Raw genomic sequence first — 16879 nt, 5'->3', positions numbered from 1 at the left:
GTTCGGTATCAGCACTGTATAAATGGTATAACAGTGAGAGATAACTTTACTGATGACATTGAGCACTCATTAAGGGTTATTGAATAAGAGCTATCGAATAAAAAGAGGAATAAGGAGTACTTATTTGGTAATAGATCGACGATTAAGTATCTTGCCAGTATTTCATTTGATTTCTTCCCGTTTTTTTTGCTTGGTACAGTGCTTTATCAACCATATTTAACATTAATTCTGCCGTTTCATTTGATGGTATGAGTGAAACAACCCCGATACTTACCGTGACAATATTCCCTGTATCTGGTGACATATTGTGAGCCCACTGTTGTTGTCTGACTTTTAAGCACAAAAAATCGCCATATTTGCGTATTTCATCCTCATTTGTGTTAGGTAAGACCACTGCAAACTCTTCCCCTCCATAACGATATACTCTTTCAGCAGCGCGACGTGTTGTAGATTTAAGCGTGTTTGCTAACCGCTTTAGACACTGATCCCCCTCTAGATGGCCGTAAAAGTCGTTGTAAAGCTTAAAGTGATCAACATCAAGTAAAGCTAGGCCTAATGGCTGATTTGTTCTGGCATGGCGACGAATTTCATTATCTAAATCACTGTTTAATGCGCGCCGATTATACACTTCAGTTAATCCATCAAGATTCACTTGTTGGCGCAACATATCCGCTTGTCTTTTTAACGTTAATTGAATATTTACCCGTGTTTTTACGACTGTTGCATTGAAGGGTTTTGTAATGAAGTCAACAGCACCACTTTTTAATGCCTCGATCTCTTCTGCAGGGTTTTTATATTTAGTAATGAAAATAACAGTAATATCGCGTGTCAATGGATCTTGCTTGAGCATTTTACACGTATCAAAGCCACAAATACCAGGCATTTCAATGTCTAAAATAATCAGATCAGGCTGTTTTTCACGAGCTAAATTGACAGCGGTTAGCCCATCCATAGAGACAATAATTTCAGCTTGGTTTGATAAAATAGTACTCAGTAACATTAGCGTAGACCGAGAGTCATCAACCAGTAAAATTCGAGGTATAAACCGCGTGTTTTGAAATGGCATATGTGTCAGGCCTTGTAGTATCAATTATCATGACATAATAATAGTAAGATTAGCGAGTTATCGCGCTATTTATGATAAATGTTGAAATGCACACTTTTTAAAGTAAAACAGATAATCTATATATAGACTAGTTTTCATCTTTTTAGTAGCGAAATAGCCTGTTAGGTGATTTTTTTTCATCTAGTATACTCACTTAGAATAAGTATCTATTGAAAGTGAGTTTTATCAAAAAGTAAAGCCAACCTTAATAGATAAGGTTGGCTTACTAGGAACGGTTGACGTTTATTTAGTGTTTCGGCATGTCTGGAATATATCTAATTTTGGATTGTACTCTTTTGTTTTTATATCCATGATGCCTAAGACTGAATGAATTAAATTATCTTGCGAGAAGTTATTTTTAGTAGCTTCCTTTTTAAGACAGTCTATATTTAAATCCTTCGCTTTACTAAATCCATTAGATAACCAAGTGATTAATGGAATAGTTGTTTGCCCTGCAGGTGCAAGATCGTACGGTGTACCATGTAAATATAACCCATTCTCACCGAGTGATTCACCGTGATCAGATAAATAAATCAAAGCGGTATTATATTGATTACTTAATACAGAGAGCTTTTTAATAATTTCAGACAATACGTAATCAGTATATAAAATAGTGTTGTCATACGTATTGACTAATGCTTCGTTACTGCAGTTTTCAATATCACTCCGAGGGCAATCTGGTACAAAATAACGATGTGAGGGTGGGTAGCGTAAATAATAGGTTGGCCCATGGCTACCCATTAAATGGAGTGTGAGTACACTGTCAGTTTTCCCATTTTTTTCTAATTGTTTAATATCTTGATCAAATGTCTCTAAGAAAACACCATCATAACATGTTGAACCATTGCACTCTGGATCACTGGCTAAAGGTTTAATCATTTCATGCGGAATGCGATCACAGACCCCTTTACATCCACCATCGTTATCTTTCCATAATAAAGATACGCCTGCATGGTGTAATATATCAAGTAAGCCATCTTGGTTATGTGCTTGCTGCCCATTATACTCATCTTTGGTCATTGTTGAGAACATACAAGGCACGGAAACGGCCGTTGCTGTACCACAAGAACGAACATGTTGAAATGAAATAACACTTAAATCTTTGGTATATTGGTTAGTAGGTTTTGAATATCCATTGAGTTGATAGTTTTGGCTACGGGCTGTTTCACCTACAACTAAAACCAGTAATGTAGGTTTGTTTTCATGTTGCTTTGCAGTATTAACAGCATCTGTACCGAGCTGTTTATAAGGCTCATCTGTTGTAAAGTAACGAGTTTTAATATACTTGTAAGTACTTTCTGTATAATAACTTGGAATAATATACTTTCTTAATTCAGCGTTATTTCTTCCAATTGATGCATAATCTTTATAAAAGAAAAACCCAATAATGAGTAGCGCAATTATAGAGATTATCATTGAGAATGCACGGAACAGCAGCGATTTTAACCAGTGATCTGGATATTTTATTTTTGCACTTATAATAAGAACTGAAGGTAATATTCCAAAAAATAAAAACCATGCAATAAAAGATAAATTTAAATAAGATGAAGCTTCGCTAACATCTGTTTCTACAATATTCTGAATCATGCCTGTAGTAAAAATTACGCCATATTTTGTTGTGGCATAAGAGACTATAGATGATGTAAGAATGAGTAAAACAAAAAAAGGTTTAAAAATTAACTTCCAGTTAAATACATTAAATAAAAAGTTAATGGCAAATAGAAGTACAAAGGGTATAGAAATAACAAAAAATGTATTAACAGTGGGTAAAGAGTGGAAAATAAGCTTGAATTTTACATAAATAGGATAGTTAAGGACAATAGCATAATATAAGCTGAGGAGGAAGGTTAGGCGAAATACACCAACCTGCCACGATAAAGAGAATTTTTTTTTATTCATTAGATTTATATACAGCCAATCAGAAAACAGAGAATAAATGCATAAAATAATTAATGCATCCAAGTATGCAGATTCAAATGTGCGAACTCACGATGTTATGATACGGTGTCATTCTTACACTGATTATGCTAATAGTATAATAGTTCAAAGTAGTAGAATGTGGTAATAGTCAATTTAAACTTAAATATACTAAAGTGTGTTTAAATGTTTATAAAGGTATGCTTTTTAAGGGGATGTCTCTGTATTTTATTAAAACAGTAGCAAATATGGCGTGTGATACTCATTTACCGTATAAGCTAAACATTCGTTTATAGAGTGAAAAGATTTACTGAGGGTATAAAAAAAAGCAGCACGAAAAACGCACTGCTTTATAAGTATTACACAGTTATCACTTTTTGTAGTGAGTTGCCATGTTGTCTAGACGCTGGTTAGCACGAGTAGCTTCTGCTTTAGCATCTTGAACGTCAGTACGCATAGAACCTACGTCAGTTGCCAATTGGTCAACTTTAGTGTTCAGATCTGCAACACTTTGCTCTAGCTTGCTAGTGTTCGCACAACCAGCCAGCAGAGTAGAGCTCAACACGATGGTACCAAGAATTAATTTGGTCTTGTTCATTATAGACTCCCTGTAAACACATACTTGATCTAGATTCAAGCCTAAACAAGTATTACTCAAATTTTGAACTTTAGAAATTTTTTTTTCATTAAAAAGCAGAAATTCCCTGAAAGATTGAACAACCTCTCAAGGTTTATAGTATTTGTTGAAGAGCTAAATTATTTTTGGGATACTAAAATATTTTAACTTGCTGATATATATCGATGTTATCTTGGTGCACTAAATATGCATCTTGTCAAGACGTATTGTTCCTGATTGATTTTTCTCAGTAGTTATTTATTCAGACTTTGAGTTTAGAGCAAAGTTCAGTATTTAAGAAAAAACATGAAATAAATAAAGAGAGGATACTCAAGTCTATTGTGTACGTTTTGGTATTAATACCGAGTTATGGGTATACACGAACCATAATGTCAATTTTCTTATGCTGAATGTAGTTTGAAGTGAACAACATACAAAGTAGCAAGCCCTGGATAAATATCGCGAATAACCTGTTTGAGCTCTGGAAGAGTCATATTCTCTTGTTGTGCATGCGTTTCATTTAAATGAGTGAATGCTATTGGCGTTACGGAGAGAATGTCTAGCTGACAAAAATACACTTGTTCTGGGTTGGTATACACATCAAGGCGTTGCCCAACATATAATTGGTTAGCTTCTTGTGCATCACGGATAGTGATGGTTTTTCGTTTGGCGAGAATATCATCTTTAAAACGAGTATAAAAAGTGAGCATGTTGTTGGTTGGCATGATAATTTTACAATCTCTCATTATGTTATGATATATGGCGATAATTGAGTAAAATAACAGAATAAAGCATCGTTGTATTAAAACTGTGTGCGATTCCATATTTTATGACAATCTGCTGCTTATGTTACGGTGAAGATTGAAAATAGGGTTTCCTTTAGAGAAGGCGCATAAATTTACATCGATTGGTCTGTTTTTCAATCAGTTAAACTGACAGTTTAAAATAAGCTATTGACCATTTAATCAGATTTCCGTATATTTCGCCCCGTCCGCTACTGAGGGTAGTGGCACAAAATTTGGTGAGGTGTCCGAGAGGCTGAAGGAGCACGCCTGGAAAGTGTGTATACGGCAACGTATCGAGGGTTCGAATCCCTCCCTCACCGCCATATTTAGAGAGCCCCGCGCATTAACTTGTGCGGGGTTTTTGCGTTATAATCGCATAATATGATCATAGCTATAGCCTATATGATTGGAATACTAGGCTAGTTTTTTGCCTTGATATGCATCCATTCAACAACTTCATTATGCACATACTACTATTTTTCTTCAGTAGAGTACGTACGCGGGATTAATCAATACCTGATTACCTATTGAGCCCTTGAGTATATTGTGCATATAGAGTAAATGTTGATATCATTTGCATGATATTTGAGTAAGTTGGCATGATACGGGTGTATTCATACAGATAGAATAATGGCTCTTTACTGATTAGGGTATGTGTATGAAAAAGCGTATTGGATTGACAACAGTAGCTGCTCTTTTTTCATTATCAGCGCAAGCTGGAACTTTTCATTTAGAAAGTAATGAAATAAAAACAGGCCAATCTTTATCTCAAAATCAAGTTTATCAAGGATTTGACTGTGATGGTGCAAATTTATCACCTTCATTAACATGGTCAGGTGCACCTGAGGGAACAAAAAGTTTTGCGATAACTGTATTTGATCCTGATGCACCAACAGGAAGCGGTTGGTGGCATTGGACAGTTGTAAACATTCCTGCATCAGTAAACAGCCTTGTTGTTGATGCCGGAGATAAAAAAGGTACTAAACTGCCAGCAGGTGCAGTTCAGGGCCGTAATGATTTTGGTTATGCTGGATTTGGTGGTGTATGTCCGCCAAAAGGGGATAAACCACACCATTATCATTTTAAAATTTGGGCATTAAAAACAGATAAATTACCTATTGATAATAATTCCAGTGGTGCATTAGTTGGGTTTATGCTGAATGCGAATAAATTAGCAACAGCTGAAATAGTTCCAGTGTACGGTTATTAAATAAGATAAAGATAATGCAGGCACAAAAGCATCAGATTACTCAATTAAGTATGCAAAAAATTACTTCATGTCAGGCTCATGAGCTTCATAAAGTAAAACTGATTATGCCTGCATTGTGCCGAGTTCGGCAGGGTAAGAAAATAATTGAATGGCAAGATCATGTTGAAACGGCTGATCCTACACAATTGATTATTTTCCCTGCCGGATATGAGTTAAAAATCGCAAATTTACCTGCTAATGGCCATTATTTATCTGAGATAATTTATATACCACCATCAATTCTTCAATTGTTTCAGCAATCTTATCCATCATCAATAAATAGGGAAAGGAAATCAGGTTTTTGTCTTTCACTTAACGATGAACTGATTTATTGCTGGGAGCAGTTAAAATATGTATTGGATAATAAGTTCTCTTTACCATTATTAGAGCATATGGTTTTGGGATTATTATTGATGTTGAAAGGGCATAATATCAGTAATATTTTGTTCTCTTCGCAAGACAGTTCACTGATTACCCGCTGCCAAGAGATCTTAATGTTAGCGCCAGAAAGACATTGGACTGCAAGCCAAGTGGCTGAGAAGTTACATATGTCAACGTCAACATTCCATCGCCATTTAGCTGCAGAAGGGGGGCGTTTCCAACAAATCATTGACGATGTAAGGTTAGGTAGTGCATTAAATGCGATTCAGCTAACTAAAAAGCCTATTAGTGAGATAGCCAGAGAGAATGGCTACCATTGTCCATCTCGTTTTACTGCTCGTTTTCAAAAACGTTATCAAATTACACCAAGAGCGTTGCGTCAAACAGTGCATGTTACTGAAATGATAGTTCATGATTAACACGGTACGTTTAGTTTATACCGTCTTTATATCAGCAAGCTTTTATGAGTAGAGTGTTTTAGTGATATGAAAAAGCTCACCAATAATAGATGAGCTTTTAAGGACATTAAGGCTTAGTATGGCATCATAAATACTCAGTAGTTTATTTAATACCGAAAATAATTTGCCGTTTTCCACCTTAGTATTTAAGTACTTTCGTATTTGAATGGTAGAGATTCAAACTGGTTATACGTTAAAGAGGAAATTCATTACATCGCCATCTTTAACGATATAATCTTTGCCTTCAGCCCGCATTTTGCCCGCTTCTTTAGCGCCTTGCTCACCACGGTATTTGATAAAATCATCAAATGCGATAGTTTGTGCACGAATAAAGCCTTTTTCGAAATCTGTATGGATCTTTCCTGCGGCTTGTGGCGCGGTATCACCCACAGAGATAGTCCATGCACGTACTTCTTTCACACCCGCGGTGAAGTAGGTTTGCAGGTTCAGCAGCTCATAACCGGCACGAATTACGCGGTTCAGGCCCGGCTCTTCAATACCTAGCTCGGCCATAAATTCGGCTTTATCTTCTTCTTCTAGCTCTGCAATATCCGCTTCGATAGCGGCACAAACAGCAACTACAACAGAACCTTCAGCAAGTGCAATTTCACGAACCTTATCCAGATAAGGGTTGTTCTCAAAACCATCTTCGTTCACGTTAGCAATGTACATGGTTGGTTTGAGTGTCAGGAAGCTGAGGTACTTGATTGCCGCTTTTTCTTCATGGCTTAAATCAAGTGTACGCAGCATCTGGGCATTTTCCAGATGTGGCAGACACTTAGCCAGCACTTCCTGCTCCAGTTTTGCGTCTTTATCACCACCTTTAGCACGCTTTTGTACACGTTGTAGTGCACGTTCACAAGCTTCAAGGTCTGATAACGCAAGTTCAGTGTTGATTACATCGATATCATCTGCTGGATCAACTTGACCTGCAACATGAATGATATTGTCATTCTCAAAACAGCGAACTACGTGGCCAATTGCTTCAGTTTCACGAATATTGGCTAAAAATTGGTTGCCTAAACCTTCACCTTTTGATGCTCCTTTTACCAAACCTGCAATGTCGACAAACTCCATTGTGGTTGGTACGGTGCGCTGAGGATTGATGATCTCCGCGAGCTGATCAAGGCGTGGGTCAGGCATAGGCACTACACCTGTGTTCGGCTCAATGGTGCAGAACGGGAAGTTTGCTGCCTCGATACCCGCTTTAGTTAGGGCGTTGAACAGGGTAGATTTACCAACATTTGGTAGACCCACAATGCCGCATTTGAATCCCATGATGTAATTACCTTCTACACTCAAAATATCATGCACAAAAAAGTGCAATATAAACTCTGTATTATACCACAGCTTTGTCTGCAGTTTTGCATCCTACTCTATTACTGTGGTGGTGCGTGTTGCTACATTATTGGTGAGCTTTAAAGCTGTGCAGGCGATTCATTGCAGCAAGCATATCGTTTTGTAACAACACCTCTGTACAGCGTACTGCTTCATCAATAGCATCATCAATCAGCGTTTGCTCTACTGTTTGTGGCCGACCAAGCACAAAACCAGTGACTTTATTTTTATCACCTGGATGGCCAATACCAAGGCGTAGCCGATGAAAATTAGGGTTATTACCTAGCTTACTGGCAATATCTTTTAAACCATTGTGCCCACCGTTTCCGCCGCCGAGCTTAAATTTTGCTACACCAGGAGGAAGGTCAAGTTCATCATGTGCCACCAAAATTTCATCAGGGTTGATACGATAAAAGCTGGCCATGGCTGCAACAGCCTTACCACTTAAATTCATAAACGTGGTGGGAATAAGTAACCGAACATCGTGTCCGTGTAGTTGTAGGCGGCTGGTATAACCAAAAAATTTAGCCTCTTCTTTCATGCTGCAATTATAACGGCGGCATAATAGGTCAATATACCATGCCCCTGCATTGTGTCGGGTTGCAGCATATTCAGCGCCAGGATTGGCTAGGCCAACCATCAGTTTAATCGTACTCATGGTATTCTCATGCTTAACAATAGGATAAAAGAGATGTTACGAGATAACCGAAATACCGTATATTTTAACCTTGTCGTGGCAGAATAACAAAAAGCACCTTGGAAGGTGCTTTTTGTTGCAGCATTTTGCAATGTGGGTGTTAAAGCAGAAAATCGGGTTGATTAATGCTCAAACATTGCTGAAATAGACTCTTCATTGCTGATACGGCGAATAGCTTCAGCCAGCATGCCTGAAAGCGTTAATACACGAACTTTATCGATGGCTTTAAACTCAGGGGTCAGTGGAATACTATCAGTAACAACCACTTCATCAATCACTGAGTTTTTAATATTGTCGATAGCGGTACCTGAAAATACAGGGTGCGTAGCATAAGCAAACACACGTTTTGCTCCGCGCTCTTTCAGTGCTTCAGCCGCTTTACAGAGTGTGCCACCGGTATCGATCATATCATCAACAAGAATACAATCACGGCCATTAACATCACCAATAATGTGCATGACTTGAGAGACATTTGCACGCGGGCGGCGCTTATCAATAATGGCCATATCAGTATCATTGAGCAACTTGGCAATAGCACGAGCACGTACAACACCGCCAATGTCAGGTGAGACGACAACAGGACTTTCTAAATTCTTTGACAAAATATCTTCTAGCAGTACAGGGCTACCGAAAACGTTATCAACTGGAACGTCAAAGAAACCTTGAATTTGTTCGGCGTGCAAATCAACTGTCAAAACACGGTCAACACCGACATTAGACAAGAAATCAGCCACAACTTTCGCCGTGATAGGTACACGCGCAGAACGTACACGACGATCCTGACGAGCATAACCAAAATACGGGATAACCGCAGTAATACGACCAGCCGAAGCACGGCGCAGTGCGTCAACCATTACGACTAACTCCATCAAGTTGTCATTGGTTGGGGCACAGGTTGACTGGATGATAAAAATATCACCACCACGCACATTTTCGTTAATTTGTACACATACTTCGCCGTCACTAAAACGACTCACAGTAGCGTCGCCAAGAGAAATGTACAAACGGTCAGCGATGCGTTGTGCCAGTTCCGGTGTTGCGTTACCAGCAAAAAGCTTCATGTCGGGCACGAGAAGAACCTCAGGCTTGCGTCAGGATACGAAGGTGAATCTGGTGTTGATCAGTAATATCACCAATGTATACGGTGAGAGTTACGAACAAGCCATGCAGATTCGATCAGTGAATCAATATTACCAAGGTTAACACTGTTAACCATTTTACTTGCTCATGTGAGTGAGGGGTATGTCGTTCGGATATAAAGCTATTTGCATCAGTGGCGACACATTCATACCTTTAGCGACAAAACCATGTAAACCCTCAGGAGCGATATTCAGAATATTACGTGCTTTTGCTTCTGAATCACATTCAGCAAAAACACAAGCACCCGTTCCAGTTAATCGAGTCGGTGCGTATTGTAACAGCCAAGAAATAAGGTGTTCAACCTCACGAAAACGTTTTCTTGCTACATTTTCGCAATCGTTTTCGTATGGGGAGCTCATCAGTGTATTTAGATCACGCTTTGGCGTATTACGGGGAAGATCAGGATCACTAAAAATTGTTGCTGTAGGAATGCTAATTTGAGGATGAATCACAACATACCATTTCTCTTCAGGGCTGCAATCAGAGAGTTGTTCACCAACACCTTCGGCAAATGCGGCATGCCCATGTACAAATACGGGGACATCAGCACCGAGTTGTAGGCCTAATTGTTCCAGCACCGAGCGTGAACAACCGGTTTTCCATAAAGAATTTAAGGCAACTAATGTTGTTGCTGCATTTGATGACCCACCGCCTAGCCCACCGCCCATCGGCAATATTTTTTGCAATTCAATGTTTGCACCCAATGTACAACTCGTATGTTGTTGTAGTAGGCGCGCAGCACGAACAATGAGATTGTCTTCGTGTGGGACAGAGTCAATGGCTGGTGTCAGGTGAATTTGCCCATCATTCCGGCAACTAAACCACAAGGTGTCACCATAGTCGAGGAATTGAAACAGGGTTTGCAAATCATGATATCCATCAGCACGTTGGCCGTTGATATACAGAAATAAATTTAATTTGGCCGGAGATAGGCACTGTAAGCGAGGCTCCGGCAAGTTCTCAGAGTATCCAGTCATCAATCTTGAGTCTGATCCGTTGTGTTCCCTGTAGCAACTCCATATCCGTTGGCAACACAGGCTGGGTTTGCAGATCATAACGTTTGTACTGCATCGTCCATTGCCCTGTTGGCGTGGTGTGTTGCAGTTGATTGATTCGCTGATCTGTTAGTGTATAGGTATCCCCTGTACCAGGAATACCTAAAATCCAGTGGCGCAAGTTATCAACAGGAATTTGCATACCGGTAAGCCGAGCAATCAATTCTGAACCCTCTGGCCCTGAATAAATTTTACCATTGCTATCTTTAAGCTGCGTATTATTAGGTTGTCCAGTGATCTCAAACGCTGTATTTCCTAAGGGATTGAGCAGCAGCAGACGATAGTGCTGGGCATCAGTTTGCTGTAAAAAGAAACGGGCAGATTGGCGATGCTCAGGTGTAATGTATGCAAAAGCACCACGTACTTGATAACGCTGTAGTTTCTCTAATTTTGCAATATGTTCAGCCCAGCTGATCGAGGGTTGTGTGCCTACCGGCGGAGCGGTGACACAAGCTGTTAACAGCAATGTCATCGCCACAGGAAGCAATCGTGTATAAAAATATTTATGCATGATTGTCATAAAAAGTCAGTCAGATGCGCAGTATAACGACATTTGTGTTTTCCGACCAGTGTATTCACAACGGTTTGCGCACTCCTAAGGTGTGATTGCTTTAATTGATCCGCATCATCAAGTAGAATAGATATTATAGTTTTCAGTATATTATGAACTGGATTTAGCTGACTAAGTATGAGCTTGCTTGCTCTTGGAATTAATCATAAAACAGCCCCTGTCTCACTGCGAGAAAAAGTGGCGTTCTCTCCTGAAAAGATGGAGTCAGCTCAACAGAGTTTGGCTATGCATTCGGCTGTACGTAGTGCAGTCATTTTATCGACATGTAATCGAACGGAGCTGTACTTAAGCCTGCATAGTACGATTGAAAATAGCACAGAAGCTGCCGCGCAGCTAACGGCATGGTTGTGTGAGTTTCACCAAATCTCTGAAGATCAAGTTAGAGAGTGTTTATATTTCCATTATGAGCAGCATGCGGTTATGCATTTAATGCGTGTTGCCTGTGGTTTAGATTCATTAGTATTAGGTGAACCCCAAATTTTAGGGCAAGTAAAACAGGCGTATGCACAAGCCAAAGTGCAGTTATCACCTGATCTTGACCGTTTATTTCAAAAAACATTTTCAGTAGCTAAACGGGTTCGTACTGAGACAGAAATAGGTAGCAGTGCGGTTTCTGTAGCTTTTGCAGCCTGTACCTTGGCAAGGCAAATTTTTGAGCACCTCTCTACTTTGACGGTTTTACTTGTTGGCGCTGGTGAGACCATTGAGTTGGTAGCTCGCCATTTGAAAGAGCATGGTGTACAGCGTTTAATGATAGCAAACCGTACACGTGAGCGGGCACAACTGTTGGCTGACGAGGTGAACGCTGAAGTGCTCACTTTGCCACAGATCCCTGAATATTTAATGTATGCCGATATCATTATCAGTTCAACGGCCAGCCCATTGCCCATTATCGGTAAAGGAATGGTAGAACGTGCACTAAAAGCACGTCGTCATCAACCCATGTTATTTGTCGATATTGCAGTACCGCGTGATATTGAAGAAGAGGTGGGTAATTTATACGATGCCTATCTTTATACTGTTGATGATTTACACGCGATCATTGAACGAAATTTAGCATTGCGTAAAGCCGCAGCAGTAGAAGCTGAAGATATCGTGAAAGAAGATACGGTGCTATTTATGCAGTGGTTGCGCTCACAAACGGCAGTCGATTCTATTCGTGAATACCGTTCACATGCTGAATCAACACGACAAGCGTTACTGGAAAAAGCATTGTTAGCTCTGCGTAATGGCGCTGATGCTGAAGAGATTTTGGTTGAGTTTGGAAATCGACTAACTCACCGCTTAATTCATGCTCCTACCCGTGCACTGCATAGTGCGGCTAAACAGGGTGATATGGAGCGTTTGGCTATATTGCGTAGCAGCCTTGGGCTGGACGTATAAAGACCGTTTTCTTACGTATTTTTACGGGATCATTTTTTCCTATGAAACCTTCTATTGTTGCCAAATTAGAGGCGTTGCTTGAGCGTCATGAAGAAGTTCAGGCGATGCTTGGTGAACCAAGTATTATTACTGATCAAAACCGTTTTCGCGCACTATCAAAAGAGTATGCGCAGTTAACGGATGTGACTACCTGTTTCCGAGCGTGGATGCAGGCACAAGATGATTTAGTCACAGCACAAGAGCTGCTTGATGATCCGGAAATGCGCGATATGGCGCAAGATGAGATTGGTGAAGCCAAAGCAGCGATTGAAACATTAGAGCAAGATTTACAATTGCTACTACTGCCAAAAGATCCAAACGATGAACGTAACTGCTATTTAGAGATCCGTGCAGGAGCGGGTGGGGATGAAGCTGCCATTTTTGCGGGTGACTTATTCCGTATGTACAGCCGTTTTGCAGAAGCACGCCGTTGGCGGGTGGAAGTGATCAGTTGTAATGATGGCGAGCATGGTGGTTATAAAGAGATGATCACCAAAATATCAGGTGAAGGTGTTTATGGTGTACTGAAGTTTGAGTCCGGTGGCCATCGTGTACAACGTGTTCCGGCAACTGAGTCGCAGGGGCGTATTCATACCTCAGCGTGTACCATTGCGATTTTACCGGAAGTTCCTGAGGCAGAGCTGGCGGAAATTAACCCGTCTGACCTGAAAATTGATACTTTCCGTTCATCAGGCGCGGGTGGGCAGCACGTTAACACCACCGATTCAGCGATTCGAATTACACACTTACCCACCGGTATTGTTGTTGAGTGCCAAGATGAACGTTCTCAGCATAAGAACAAAGCAAAAGCTCTGTCGGTGTTGGTATCACGGATTCGTGCTGCTGAAGAGGAAAAACGCCATCAAGAAGAGGCCTCTACTCGCCGAAACTTGTTAGGATCGGGTGATCGCTCAGATCGTATCCGGACCTACAATTATCCGCAAAGTCGGGTTACTGATCATCGTATCAACTTAACGTTATACCGTTTAGAAGAGGCGATGGAGGGCAAATTAGATATGCTAATCCAGCCTATCGTACAAGAATATCAAGCCGATCAGCTTGCCGCGTTGTCAGATCAGGAGTGATCGGGTAATGAGAACCGATCAGTGGTTGGCACAAGCCAGTGAGCGTTTGGCTGTTGCGGGCAGTGAGAGCCCGCAACGTGATGCACAGGTGTTGTTTTGCCATGTCACTGGAAAAAACCGCAGCTATATACTGGCATTTCCCGAATATCTGCTTTCGGAAGAGTACCTACACATACTAGGGTCACTGCTTGAACGTCGATTGCAAGGTGAGCCTGTGGCGTACATTGTGGGTGAGCGTGAGTTCTGGTCATTGCCATTGGAAGTTTCTGCTGCAACCTTGATCCCTCGTCCAGATACCGAATGTTTGGTGGAAATTGCACTGACACTATTACCTGATACCCCTTGTGCGCTATTAGATTTGGGAACAGGTACAGGTGCAATTGCGTTAGCTTTAGCCAGTGAGCGCCCCGATTGCCGCGTATTAGGGGTTGATTTACACCCTGATGCCGTAACACTGGCTACCCGTAATGCTGCGCGGTTGCACATTCATAATGCCCACTTTGCACAAGGCAGTTGGTTTGCACCTGTTCGAGCTGCTTTAAATACACCGTTTGCACTGATTGCCAGTAACCCCCCATATATTGATGCAGCCGATTTGCATCTTACGCAAGGAGATGTGCGCTTTGAGCCACGCAGTGCGTTGATTGCAGCAGACTCCGGATTGGCTGATATTCGAACCATAGTAGCTGATGCACGTTACTACCTGATAAGCGGAGGGTGGCTCATTATCGAGCATGGTTGGCAACAGGCTACTGCTGTACAACATATATTTCAGCAAGCAGGTTTCCATGCTATTCGATCAGAAAAAGATTATGGCGGAAATGAACGTGTCACACTAGGGTGTTTTGGCTGTTGTTAAATAGCAGTATCAATACGGTAGTGGACGTATATTTCTTATTTTTACAGTAGGATTAAGAAAAAGGAGCTTGCGATGTACACATTTCTAAAGCACTTGCATATGACCACGTTAGCAATTTCGGTCAGTTTGTTGGTGTTGCGCTTTATCTGGAGTTTTTGTGGTGCAAAAGTGATGCAGCAACGCTGGGTCAAAATTGTTCCACATATTAATGATACTCTTGTGTTACTCAGTGGAATCGGTTTGATGATTATCACCGGTTTTTATCCCTTTACTGAACAGACATTGTGGATGACAGATAAGCTATTAGGCGTTGTTATCTATATTTTGCTTGGCTTTGTGGCACTTAAAGAGAGTAAAAATAAAGTGATCCGTTTAGCGGCTCTATTGGGTGCATTAGGCTGGATTTGGCTAATTGCTCAAATGGCGATTACCAAAACACCGTTATGGTTTAGTTAATTCGTTTTGTGACTTTACTGAGAATACCATGTCGTTTGATTTTGAAGAGTACTCATTAGTCGATAGTTTTACCTGGCTAGGGGCGCAAATTTTCCCAGATTTCTCTACTGACCGTGTACACGTTGAGTTAGAACAATTACGTCAACAAGTGCAGTCAGTTCAGCATGTAGCACTTGGCGTGCCCCGTTTACTGGCGCTCATTCATACAGTTTATACTGAGTGTCAGTTTTCTGGTGATTATCAGACATTCTATCATTCAGATAATTTGCGCCTTGATCGGGTATTGCAAAGACGACAAGGTGGGCCAGTAATGTTAGGGGCAATATTATTGCATTTAGCCTCAGACTTAGAATTGCCACTGTATCCGGTTGTTTTCCCCACACAGTTTTTACTGCGTGCAGAGTTTGATGATGCCACTTTATTTATTAATCCGTTTAATGGCGAGATAGTCAATGAGCATATTTTAACCGCATGGTTAAAAGGGCATGAAGGTCCATTGGCTATTTTACGTGATGAAGATGTTGATATAACCGATCACTCTCCAGTTATTATGCGGCTACTTGATGCGCTAAAAGGCGCACTATTGCATGAAAAACAGGGCATTCTGGCCTTAAAAGCCAGTGCATTATTGTTAGAGTACAACCCTGATGATCCATATGAAATTCGTGATCGGGGGCTAATTTTTGCTGCACTTGAGTGTAATCAGGCTGCGCTAGATGATTTAAGCTATTTTGTTAAGCAGTGTCCGAAAGATCCGGTGATTAATCTGGTGCGCGAGCAAATTCGCTCGATTGCTACACCGAGACTGACACTACACTAAATTCAACCCTACTGAAGAAGGTTAAGGGCATGCAACAGAAGAATGTACGCATCGGTGATATTGATGTCGCGAACGATAAACCGTTTGTCCTGTTTGGTGGCATGAACGTACTGGAATCGCGTGATATGGCAATGCGAGTGTGCGAGCATTATGTTGAGATCACCAATAAACTGGGCATTCCTTACGTATTTAAAGCTTCGTTTGATAAAGCGAACCGTTCATCTATTCACTCTTACCGAGGCCCTGGCCTTGATGAAGGAATGAAGATTTTCCAAGAGCTAAAACAGACGTTTGGCGTAAAAATCATCACAGATGTACATACTGAAGCTCAGTGCCAGCCTGTTGCTGATGTGGTTGATGTTATTCAACTTCCGGCATTTCTTGCTCGCCAAACTGATTTAGTTGAAGCAATGGCACGCACTGGCGCGGTGATTAATGTTAAAAAACCTCAGTTTTTAAGCCCAGGTCAGATGGGAAATATTGTTGATAAGTTTGCCGAGTGCGGTAACGATCAAATCATTTTGTGTGATCGCGGCAGTAACTTTGGCTATGATAACCTTGTAGTTGATATGCTGGGTTTTAATGTTATGAAGCAAGTTTCTCATGGCAGCCCAGTTATTTTTGATGTAACTCATGCACTGCAGTGTCGTGATCCGTTTGGAGCAGCATCCGGTGGTCGTCGTGATCAGGTGGCAGAATTAGCACGCTCAGGTATAGCCGTGGGTATTGCAGGGCTGTTCCTTGAGTCTCATCCTGATCCTGTCAATGCTAAGTGTGATGGCCCGTCGGCTCTGCCGTTGGCTAAGTTAGAACCGTTTTTGCAGCAGCTTAAAGCTATCGATGATTTAGTAAAAAGTTTCCCTCAACTTGATACGACTTGCTAATCACTATATACCCGTTTAGCACTCTGGTTTTGTTATTTAAT

At 40.8% G+C, this 16879-nt stretch carries 17 protein-coding genes and 1 tRNA gene; 9 read left to right on the top strand and 9 right to left on the bottom strand.

What is annotated here, in order from left to right; genetic code table 11:
- Positions 1 to 142 precede the first annotated feature (142 nt).
- From ACRC53_RS10760 to yqfB, 4 genes are all read right to left on the bottom strand, one after another.
- Positions 143 to 1066, bottom strand: coding sequence for a GGDEF domain-containing response regulator (locus tag ACRC53_RS10760; RefSeq protein WP_438643406.1), 924 nt, complete (start codon positions 1064 to 1066; stop codon positions 143 to 145).
- Between the two features lie 282 nt (positions 1067 to 1348).
- Positions 1349 to 3004 (bottom strand): phosphoethanolamine transferase, encoded by a 1656-nt coding sequence (locus ACRC53_RS10755; RefSeq protein WP_438643405.1) that lies wholly within the window; start codon positions 3002 to 3004, stop codon positions 1349 to 1351.
- 388 nt (positions 3005 to 3392) lie between these two features.
- Positions 3393 to 3620, bottom strand: a complete 228-nt coding sequence (locus tag ACRC53_RS10750; RefSeq protein WP_438623925.1) for an LPP leucine zipper domain-containing protein — start codon at positions 3618 to 3620, stop codon at positions 3393 to 3395.
- A gap of 419 nt (positions 3621 to 4039) precedes the next feature.
- Positions 4040 to 4363, bottom strand: a complete 324-nt coding sequence (gene yqfB / locus ACRC53_RS10745) for a N(4)-acetylcytidine aminohydrolase (RefSeq protein ID WP_438643404.1) — start codon at positions 4361 to 4363, stop codon at positions 4040 to 4042.
- Positions 4364 to 4658: 295 nt separating this feature from the next.
- On the opposite strand from yqfB, the gene ACRC53_RS10740 reads away from it, so the two are divergent.
- From ACRC53_RS10740 to ACRC53_RS10730, 3 genes are all read left to right on the top strand, one after another.
- Positions 4659 to 4746, top strand: a tRNA-Ser gene (locus ACRC53_RS10740).
- A gap of 335 nt (positions 4747 to 5081) precedes the next feature.
- Positions 5082 to 5633 carry a kinase inhibitor gene (locus ACRC53_RS10735; protein ID WP_438643403.1) on the top strand — a complete coding sequence of 184 codons (552 nt, stop codon included), beginning with the start codon at positions 5082 to 5084 and terminating at the stop codon, positions 5631 to 5633.
- Positions 5634 to 5647: 14 nt separating this feature from the next.
- A complete protein-coding gene (locus ACRC53_RS10730) occupies positions 5648 to 6472 on the top strand; it encodes a helix-turn-helix transcriptional regulator (RefSeq protein WP_438643402.1) in 825 nt (274 codons plus the stop codon).
- Positions 6473 to 6697: 225 nt separating this feature from the next.
- Here ACRC53_RS10730 and ychF read toward each other — a convergent pair whose 3' ends face one another.
- The 5 genes from ychF to lolB all read right to left on the bottom strand — a co-directional run bounded on the left by ychF (position 6698) and on the right by lolB (position 11213).
- Positions 6698 to 7789 (bottom strand): redox-regulated ATPase YchF, encoded by a 1092-nt coding sequence (ychF, locus tag ACRC53_RS10725; RefSeq protein ID WP_438643401.1) that lies wholly within the window; start codon positions 7787 to 7789, stop codon positions 6698 to 6700.
- 127 nt (positions 7790 to 7916) lie between these two features.
- Positions 7917 to 8507, bottom strand: coding sequence for an aminoacyl-tRNA hydrolase (gene pth, locus ACRC53_RS10720; RefSeq protein WP_438643400.1), 591 nt, complete (start codon positions 8505 to 8507; stop codon positions 7917 to 7919).
- A 161-nt stretch (positions 8508 to 8668) separates the two neighbouring features.
- Positions 8669 to 9616 (bottom strand): ribose-phosphate pyrophosphokinase, encoded by a 948-nt coding sequence (locus ACRC53_RS10715; protein WP_438643399.1) that lies wholly within the window; start codon positions 9614 to 9616, stop codon positions 8669 to 8671.
- A 147-nt stretch (positions 9617 to 9763) separates the two neighbouring features.
- Entirely contained in the window at positions 9764 to 10663 is a 900-nt protein-coding gene (ispE, locus tag ACRC53_RS10710) for a 4-(cytidine 5'-diphospho)-2-C-methyl-D-erythritol kinase (protein ID WP_438643398.1), read from the bottom strand.
- On the bottom strand, positions 10647 to 11213 hold the full coding sequence (gene lolB / locus ACRC53_RS10705; protein WP_438643644.1) for a lipoprotein insertase outer membrane protein LolB: 567 nt from the start codon (positions 11211 to 11213) through the stop codon (positions 10647 to 10649). Before lolB ends, ispE begins: the two co-directional genes overlap by 17 nt.
- 216 nt (positions 11214 to 11429) lie before the next feature.
- Here lolB and hemA point away from each other — a divergent pair, with 216 nt between their 5' ends.
- The 6 genes from hemA (at position 11430) to kdsA (ending at position 16838) form a co-directional block, all read left to right on the top strand.
- The gene (hemA, locus tag ACRC53_RS10700; protein ID WP_438643397.1) at positions 11430 to 12695 is read left to right on the top strand and encodes a glutamyl-tRNA reductase; all 1266 of its coding nucleotides are present in this window, start codon (positions 11430 to 11432) and stop codon (positions 12693 to 12695) included.
- A 41-nt stretch (positions 12696 to 12736) separates the two neighbouring features.
- The gene (gene prfA, locus ACRC53_RS10695; RefSeq protein ID WP_438643396.1) at positions 12737 to 13819 is read left to right on the top strand and encodes a peptide chain release factor 1; all 1083 of its coding nucleotides are present in this window, start codon (positions 12737 to 12739) and stop codon (positions 13817 to 13819) included.
- Positions 13820 to 13826: 7 nt separating this feature from the next.
- Positions 13827 to 14678, top strand: coding sequence for a peptide chain release factor N(5)-glutamine methyltransferase (gene prmC / locus ACRC53_RS10690; protein WP_438643395.1), 852 nt, complete (start codon positions 13827 to 13829; stop codon positions 14676 to 14678).
- A gap of 72 nt (positions 14679 to 14750) precedes the next feature.
- On the top strand, positions 14751 to 15134 hold the full coding sequence (locus tag ACRC53_RS10685; RefSeq protein ID WP_438643394.1) for a SirB2 family protein: 384 nt from the start codon (positions 14751 to 14753) through the stop codon (positions 15132 to 15134).
- Positions 15135 to 15162: 28 nt separating this feature from the next.
- Complete coding sequence (locus ACRC53_RS10680; protein WP_438643393.1) at positions 15163 to 15954, top strand: transglutaminase family protein; 792 nt, start codon at positions 15163 to 15165, stop codon at positions 15952 to 15954.
- 29 nt (positions 15955 to 15983) lie between these two features.
- Positions 15984 to 16838, top strand: a complete 855-nt coding sequence (gene kdsA / locus ACRC53_RS10675) for a 3-deoxy-8-phosphooctulonate synthase (protein ID WP_438643392.1) — start codon at positions 15984 to 15986, stop codon at positions 16836 to 16838.
- Positions 16839 to 16879 lie beyond the last annotated feature (41 nt).

It is taken from the genome of Plesiomonas sp. (assembly GCF_051652165.1).
GTDB lineage: Bacteria > Pseudomonadota > Gammaproteobacteria > Enterobacterales > CAMTGL01 > Plesiomonas.
The sequence above is the reverse complement of the archived record's forward strand: the minus strand, read 5'-3'. Positions and strand labels throughout refer to the sequence as shown.

Bases quoted from the DNA above. Each gene is read 5' to 3' on its own strand.
- ACRC53_RS10685 (WP_438643394.1), top strand. From the start codon at position 14,751: ATGTACACATTTCTAAAGCACTTGCATATGACCACGTTAGCAATTTCG.
- prfA (WP_438643396.1), top strand. From the start codon at position 12,737: ATGAAACCTTCTATTGTTGCCAAATTAGAGGCGTTGCTTGAGCGTCAT.
- ychF (WP_438643401.1), bottom strand. From the start codon at position 7,789: ATGGGATTCAAATGCGGCATTGTGGGTCTACCAAATGTTGGTAAATCT.
- ACRC53_RS10730 (WP_438643402.1), top strand. From the start codon at position 5,648: ATGCAGGCACAAAAGCATCAGATTACTCAATTAAGTATGCAAAAAATT.
- hemA (WP_438643397.1), top strand. From the start codon at position 11,430: ATGAGCTTGCTTGCTCTTGGAATTAATCATAAAACAGCCCCTGTCTCA.
- prmC (WP_438643395.1), top strand. From the start codon at position 13,827: ATGAGAACCGATCAGTGGTTGGCACAAGCCAGTGAGCGTTTGGCTGTT.
- lolB (WP_438643644.1), bottom strand. From the start codon at position 11,213: ATGACATTGCTGTTAACAGCTTGTGTCACCGCTCCGCCGGTAGGCACA.
- ACRC53_RS10680 (WP_438643393.1), top strand. From the start codon at position 15,163: ATGTCGTTTGATTTTGAAGAGTACTCATTAGTCGATAGTTTTACCTGG.
- ACRC53_RS10755 (WP_438643405.1), bottom strand. From the start codon at position 3,004: ATGAATAAAAAAAAATTCTCTTTATCGTGGCAGGTTGGTGTATTTCGC.
- pth (WP_438643400.1), bottom strand. From the start codon at position 8,507: ATGAGTACGATTAAACTGATGGTTGGCCTAGCCAATCCTGGCGCTGAA.
- yqfB (WP_438643404.1), bottom strand. From the start codon at position 4,363: ATGCCAACCAACAACATGCTCACTTTTTATACTCGTTTTAAAGATGAT.
- kdsA (WP_438643392.1), top strand. From the start codon at position 15,984: ATGCAACAGAAGAATGTACGCATCGGTGATATTGATGTCGCGAACGAT.
- ACRC53_RS10735 (WP_438643403.1), top strand. From the start codon at position 5,082: ATGAAAAAGCGTATTGGATTGACAACAGTAGCTGCTCTTTTTTCATTA.
- ACRC53_RS10750 (WP_438623925.1), bottom strand. From the start codon at position 3,620: ATGAACAAGACCAAATTAATTCTTGGTACCATCGTGTTGAGCTCTACT.
- ispE (WP_438643398.1), bottom strand. From the start codon at position 10,663: ATGACTGGATACTCTGAGAACTTGCCGGAGCCTCGCTTACAGTGCCTA.
- ACRC53_RS10760 (WP_438643406.1), bottom strand. From the start codon at position 1,066: ATGCCATTTCAAAACACGCGGTTTATACCTCGAATTTTACTGGTTGAT.